At 40.6% G+C, this 6,367-nt stretch carries 5 protein-coding genes; 3 read left to right on the top strand and 2 right to left on the bottom strand.

Annotated features, from left to right (window positions below; translation table 11 throughout):
• Window positions 1-76: 76 nt before the first annotated feature.
• Window positions 77-817 carry an arylamine N-acetyltransferase family protein gene (locus tag AC6CHU_RS16330; protein WP_159867253.1) on the top strand — a complete coding sequence of 247 codons (741 nt, stop codon included), beginning with the start codon at window positions 77-79 and terminating at the stop codon, window positions 815-817.
• 34 nt (window positions 818-851) lie between these two features.
• Here AC6CHU_RS16330 and AC6CHU_RS16335 read toward each other — a convergent pair whose 3' ends face one another.
• Together AC6CHU_RS16335 and AC6CHU_RS16340 are read right to left on the bottom strand one after the other, a co-directional pair.
• Entirely contained in the window at window positions 852-1,796 is a 945-nt protein-coding gene (locus AC6CHU_RS16335; RefSeq protein WP_159867533.1) for an L-threonine 3-dehydrogenase, read from the bottom strand.
• Window positions 1,797-1,852: 56 nt separating this feature from the next.
• Window positions 1,853-3,043, bottom strand: a complete 1,191-nt coding sequence (locus AC6CHU_RS16340; protein ID WP_159867250.1) for a glycine C-acetyltransferase — start codon at window positions 3,041-3,043, stop codon at window positions 1,853-1,855.
• A 339-nt stretch (window positions 3,044-3,382) separates the two neighbouring features.
• On the opposite strand from AC6CHU_RS16340, the gene arcA reads away from it, so the two are divergent.
• Both arcA and katA read left to right on the top strand, forming a co-directional pair.
• Window positions 3,383-4,618: an arginine deiminase gene (arcA, locus tag AC6CHU_RS16345; RefSeq protein ID WP_159867247.1), complete on the top strand. Its 1,236-nt coding sequence runs from the start codon at window positions 3,383-3,385 to the stop codon at window positions 4,616-4,618.
• A gap of 274 nt (window positions 4,619-4,892) precedes the next feature.
• Window positions 4,893-6,350 (top strand): catalase KatA, encoded by a 1,458-nt coding sequence (gene katA, locus AC6CHU_RS16350; protein WP_159867244.1) that lies wholly within the window; start codon window positions 4,893-4,895, stop codon window positions 6,348-6,350.
• Window positions 6,351-6,367 lie beyond the last annotated feature (17 nt).

A 6,367-nucleotide genomic window follows, 5' to 3' on the forward strand; every position in this document is an offset into this window, starting at 1 on the left:
TAATGACATTTTAGTATAACTGCTTCCTTACTGCAAACTGGTTTTTTCTAAACCAATAATAATATGGAGTGATCTTATGGATACAAAAAAATACTTAAAACGCATTGGCGTATCGGATGAACGTGAACTGGGGCTTGAATTTTTGAAAGAACTTCAGAGCAGTCATATGCACAATATTCCTTTTGAGAATTTGGATGTAACTAGAAAAATTCCCATTGTGCTTGACACGAATGTGTTTTATGAAAAAATTCTCGAAAGAAGCCGGGGAGGCTTTTGCTATGAATTAAACGGTCTTTTTCAGCAGCTTCTGTCAGAACTTGGATTTCATTCGCATCTTATATCTTGCACTGTCAAAAAGCCGAATGGATGGGTCAGAGAAGATTCCCATGCAGCCATATTGGTTTATCTAAACCGAGTTCCTTATTTAGTGGATGTTGGATTTGGAGATTCTGTCAGGCAGCCATTGCCATTAACAGGTGAGGAAAAAACAGATGTAAGCGGAACTTACAGGATCGGAGTGGCGGGAGGTATATATGATCTTCAAAGGCTCGAAAATGATGAATGGAGAATTCTTTACCGTTTTTCAGATAAGCCAAGGCAGCTGATTGATTTTGATGATGCCTGTTCTTTCAATCAGACTTCACCTGAATCCCATTTTACACATGGTGACCTTGCTACTATTGCGACAAAGAAAGGCCGTGTTACGCTCTCAGGATTAACAGTCACCAAATCTGAAGAAGGCACAAAAGAAAAATATGAACTAACCCAGGAGGAAAAAGAGGCGTTTCTCCGTGAACATTTCAATATTAAATTATAAAAGGGACAGCCAGCCGCTGTCCCTTTTTACTTTATCATAATTTAGTTCTTAATTTATCAAGCATGTCAGCAGTCATTTTAGCTAAATCAAAGTCAGCTTTAAATCCCCACTCTTCTTTAGCGGCAGAAGCATCAATTGAATTCGGCCAGCTGTCTGCAATCGACTGGCGCACAGGATCCACTTTATATGAAATTTCAAATCCAGGAATATGCTTTCTGATCTCAGCTGCAATCTGTTCAGGTTCAAAACTCATGGCAGTTACATTAAAGGAGTTGCGGTGGATCAGTTTATCTGCATCAGCTTCCATTAAATCAACAATGGCATTTAACGCATCAGGCATATACATCATATCCATATATGTGCCCTTGTCGATGTATGATGTGTAGCGGCCATTTTTTATGGCTTCATAATAAATCTCAACTGCGTAATCAGTCGTTCCGCCCCCTGGAGGAGTTACATAGGAAATTAACCCAGGAAACCTTAAGCCTCTAGTATCCACGCCAAACTTGTGATAGTAATAATCTGAAAGCAATTCGCCTGCAACCTTATTCACTCCATACATCGTAGTTGGGCGGTGAATAGTATCCTGTGGAGTGTTGTCTTTAGGCGTTGAAGGCCCAAATGCGCCAATGGAGCTTGGCGTAAAGAATTGTGCATTGCACTCTCTTGCAGTTTCAAGTGCATTCATTAACCCGCCCATATTTAAATTCCATGCAAATACAGGGTTAGCCTCAGCTGTAGCCGATAATAGAGCAGCCATATGAATAACTGTATCTACATTATACTTCTTAGCTGTATCCAGCATTGATTTTGCATCTGTAACGTCAACCATTTCAAATGGTCCTGAATTGGCAGCCTCAGAGTCATTTTTTCTGATGTCTGTTGCAATAACATTATCCGTTCCATAGATTTCTCTTAATTTCAAGGTTAGTTCAGAGCCGATTTGACCTAAAGCTCCAGTTATCATAATCCGTTTCATCATATTCCTCCAACGTTTCCTCTTTGCCTTAATTGTGTTTCTATATCTAAACGAACTTAAATAATACCCATTTCCCTGCCAACTCTTTCATAAATTGCAATGGCCTGATCCAGCATTTCTTTCGTATGCGCTGCAGATGGCATGTTTCTGACACGGCCAGTTCCCCTAGGGACAGTCGGGAAGACGATTGATTTTGCATAAACGCCTTCTTCATTGAGCTTTTTGCTGAATTCCTGTGTTTTTACTTCATCCCCAACAATACATGGAGTAATTGGTGTTTCGCTGTCGCCAATATCAAAGCCTAATTTTTGCAGCCCGTCCTTAAGGTAGTTGGCATTTTCCCATAGCTTTTCATTCAGTTCTGTGCTTTCCATTAGCAGTTCAATAGCTTTCGTGCTTGCTGCAACATCTGCAGGTGTTAAAGATGTGGAGAATAGGAATGGTCTGCTGCGTACTTTCAGCCAATCAATCAAATCTTTTTTACCGGCAACATATCCCCCAACAACTCCAATCGCTTTTGAAAGTGTGCCGATTTGGAAATCGATTTTGTCGGAAAGGCCGAAGTGCTTAACAGTGCCTGCTCCTTTTCCAAGAACACCCGAACCATGGGCATCATCCACATAAGTGATGAGATCGAACTCTTCTGCAATTTCTACAATCTCTGGAAGTTTTGCTACATCCCCATCCATCGAGAAGACACCGTCCGTAATAACCATAATTTTGTTATATAATCCGGATTCTTTCGCTTCCTTTGCTTTTGCTCTTAAATCTTCCATATCAGAATGGTTTACACGAATAATCTTCGCTTTGGATAAACGGCATCCGTCAATAATGGAGGCATGATTCAGCTCATCAGACAAAATGGCATCATTTTTATCCATGACAGCAGAAATAGCTGCCATGTTACAATTAAATCCAGACTGGTATGCAATAGCTGCTTCTGTATGTTTGAACTCAGCCAGTTTTTCTTCAAGCTTTGTGTGAAGTTCAAGCGTTCCATTTATTGTACGGACCGCACCTGCTCCAACCCCATATTTTTCAATTGCTTCATTTGCGGCCTTTTTTAGTCTTTCATCAGTTGCCAAGCCAAGATAGTTATTGGATGAAAGGTTGATTAGTTCTCTTCCGCTGATTTTAATTGTAGGTCCATTTGGGCTCTCAAGAGGATCGATTACGTTGTAAAGTCCTCTATCTTTTAAATCCTCCAGGTTTTCCTGTAAAAAAGCATCTAAAATTTTGCTGGTCATATCAGTATCCCCCAGTACATTTTTATTGAATGTCGCCAACTCATATACAACTGTATTTTTAGAGTGGACATTATTTCATTAAACAAATACAGCTATGTAAAGGTTTTTTCAATTAATACTTTAACACATTTTTTTAATTTGTACACTTATGAAGGACAGATTTTCTATTAGAATTTCAATAATCAGTTTCCCCTATTATTCCGAAAAAATTTACTGCATATTAAGCGCGATTGTATAAATATACACCTAATTGATCTGTTTACTCTATGACTGCACAGGGAACCAATCATAAATAGAACAATAGGTCAGGCTGATAAGCCTTTGGAGGTATTTATTATAATGAAACATCCGTTAAATGTAACTTCAGAAATAGGAGAATTAAAGACGGTCCTTCTGCATAGGCCGGGTAAGGAAATAGAAAATCTCACACCCCAATATTTGAAAAGACTTTTATTCGATGACATTCCATTTTTGCCTGCCATTCAAAAAGAACATGATTATTTCGCCAATATTTTAAGCAACCGCGGAATTGAAGTCTTATATCTCGATAAATTAATGACAGAATCCATACAGGAAGACGAGCCAAGATTGGCGTTTATTGAAAAGGTCTTAAGGGAAAGTCTGGAAAATATTAATGGATCCTACGAAACAGTGAAAGAGTTTCTCTTATCTCTTTCGCCTGATGAACTGGTTAAGAAAGTGATGGCTGGTGTTGTTAAATCGGATATTGATCAGGATAAGAAAATTCATCTTCATGAAATGATGCCGGACCATTACCCTTTTTATCTGGACCCGATGCCGAACCTCTATTTTACACGGGATCCGGCTGCGGTTATAGGTGAGGGCATTACGATTAATCGAATGCATGAGCCTGCCAGGAGAAGGGAATCCATTTTTATGGACTGCATCATGAATCATCACCCGCGTTTTAATAAACATGAGATTCCTGCTTACTTTAAGCGTGATGATTTGTACTCTCTTGAAGGCGGAGATGAGCTGATTTTAAGTGAAGAAGTGGTCGCCATCGGTGTTAGTGCAAGAACTTCTGCACAAGGGATTGAAAAACTTGCACGGGAGTTATTCTCCCGACAGGATGCCATTAAAAAGGTTGTGGCAGTTGAAATCCCTAAGATTCGCGCATTCATGCACCTGGATACAGTTTTCACTATGATTGATCATGATAAATTCACCTACCACCCTGCTATTGAAGACAGAGATGGCAGTATGAAGATTTACATCCTGGAACAGGAGAATAATTCTGATAGGCTTAGAATAACAGAGAAAAACTCACTAAAAGAAACATTGAAAGAAGTGCTTCATCTTAATGAATTGGTGTTAATCCCTTGTGGAGGTGGCTGCCCGATTGCATCGGCTCGTGAACAATGGAACGACGGCTCCAATACACTCGCAATTTCTCCTGGTGTTGTTGTGACATACGATCGAAACTATGTCTCAAACGACGTCCTCCGGCAGAATGGGGTTGAAGTCATCGAAATTCTCAGCTCAGAGCTTTCAAGAGGCCGTGGCGGCCCAAGATGCATGAGCATGCCAATCATAAGGGAAAATATCAGCTAAAAAAACGGGCGGTCCAAACCGTCCGTTTTTTTGTGTTTCAGTTCCCCTCCTCCCTCTCCCCTCTTTCGAAAAACAGGTTCTTTTAGGAAAAAACGAAAATATAAATATAGTAACGCCTTTTCAAACAAGCTTTCTGCTGCCTTTATTAAAGCGTATATTTCCTAATAACTTATATTTATTTATAATTATTATAAAAAAGTATTGATTTTACTTTGAGAAGTGTTATCATTGAGATCATAAGCAAGTTATTAAACTTTTATGAGGTGATTTTTGAATGACAAAAAAGAATAATCTGACTACAAGCTGGGGCGCGCCGGTTGGCGACAATCAAAATTCAATGACTGCAGGCTCAAGAGGGCCAACACTGATTCAGGATGTACACCTGCTGGAAAAACTCGCCCATTTTAATAGAGAACGTGTGCCCGAGCGTGTTGTTCATGCTAAAGGTGCCGGTGCACATGGTTATTTTGAAGTTACAAATGACCTCACTAAATATACTAAAGCTGCATTTCTATCAAAGGTAGGTAAGAAAACGCCTTTGTTTGTCCGTTTTTCAACTGTTGCGGGTGAACTGGGCTCTGCTGATACAGTACGCGATCCGCGCGGCTTTGCTGTTAAGTTCTATACAGAAGAAGGAAACTACGATCTTGTAGGAAACAACACGCCTGTATTCTTTATTAGGGATGCCATCAAGTTCCCTGACTTTATTCATACACAGAAGCGTGATCCTAAGACACATCTGAAAAACCCGACTGCTGTTTGGGATTTCTGGTCCTTGTCACCAGAATCACTTCATCAGGTAACCATCTTAATGTCCGACCGCGGTATTCCTGCAACTTTAAGACATATGCATGGTTTTGGAAGCCATACCTTCAAGTGGGTTAATGATAAAGGCGAAGGCGTCTGGGTGAAATATCACTTTAAAACAGAGCAAGGTATTAAAAACCTCAGTCCTGAAGCTGCAGCTAAAATAGCTGGCGAAAATCCGGACTACCATACGGAAGACTTATTCAATGCAATTGAGAATGGAGACTACCCTTCCTGGAAGCTTTGTGTACAAATTATGCCTCTTGAGGATGCAAATACGTACCGTTTCGACCCGTTCGATGTCACCAAAGTATGGTCACAAAAAGATTACCCATTAATCGAAGTAGGACGTATGGTTCTCAATAGAAATCCCGAAAACTACTTTGCTGAAGTAGAGCAGGCAACCTTCTCACCTGGAACTCTGGTACCCGGAATTGATGTGTCGCCTGATAAAATGCTTCAGGGCCGTCTGTTTGCCTACCATGATGCACACCGCTACCGCGTAGGTGCAAACCATCAGATGCTGCCAATCAACCGTCCTAAAAATGAAGTGCAAAACTATCAGCGTGACGGCCAGATGCGCTTTGACAACAACGGCGGCGGTTCTGTTTATTACGAGCCAAACAGCTTTGGAGGACCAACAGAAGCACCTGAGCATAAGCAGGCTGCATACCCTGTATCCGGTTTAGCTGAAAGCGTTGCATATGATCATAATGACCACTACACACAAGCCGGTGATCTATACCGTTTAATGAGTGAAGAGGAACGCTCTCGTCTTGTGGCAAACATTGTTGCAGCCATGAAGCCAGTAGAAAAAGAAGAAATTAAGATTCGCCAGATTCAGCATTTCTTTAAAGCGGATCCTGATTATGGCACACGAATTGCTAAAGGTCTTGGCCTTGCAGTTCCCCAAGGGGTTAAGTGAACAATAAATATCAAAGG

The organism is Cytobacillus sp. GQ23, from assembly GCF_059758675.1.

Coding starts and splice junctions, on each gene's coding strand:
- AC6CHU_RS16330 (WP_159867253.1), top strand. CDS start 77: ATGGATACAAAAAAATACTTAAAACGCATTGGCGTATCGGATGAACGT.
- AC6CHU_RS16335 (WP_159867533.1), bottom strand. CDS start 1,796: ATGAAACGGATTATGATAACTGGAGCTTTAGGTCAAATCGGCTCTGAA.
- AC6CHU_RS16340 (WP_159867250.1), bottom strand. CDS start 3,043: ATGACCAGCAAAATTTTAGATGCTTTTTTACAGGAAAACCTGGAGGAT.
- arcA (WP_159867247.1), top strand. CDS start 3,383: ATGAAACATCCGTTAAATGTAACTTCAGAAATAGGAGAATTAAAGACG.
- katA (WP_159867244.1), top strand. CDS start 4,893: ATGACAAAAAAGAATAATCTGACTACAAGCTGGGGCGCGCCGGTTGGC.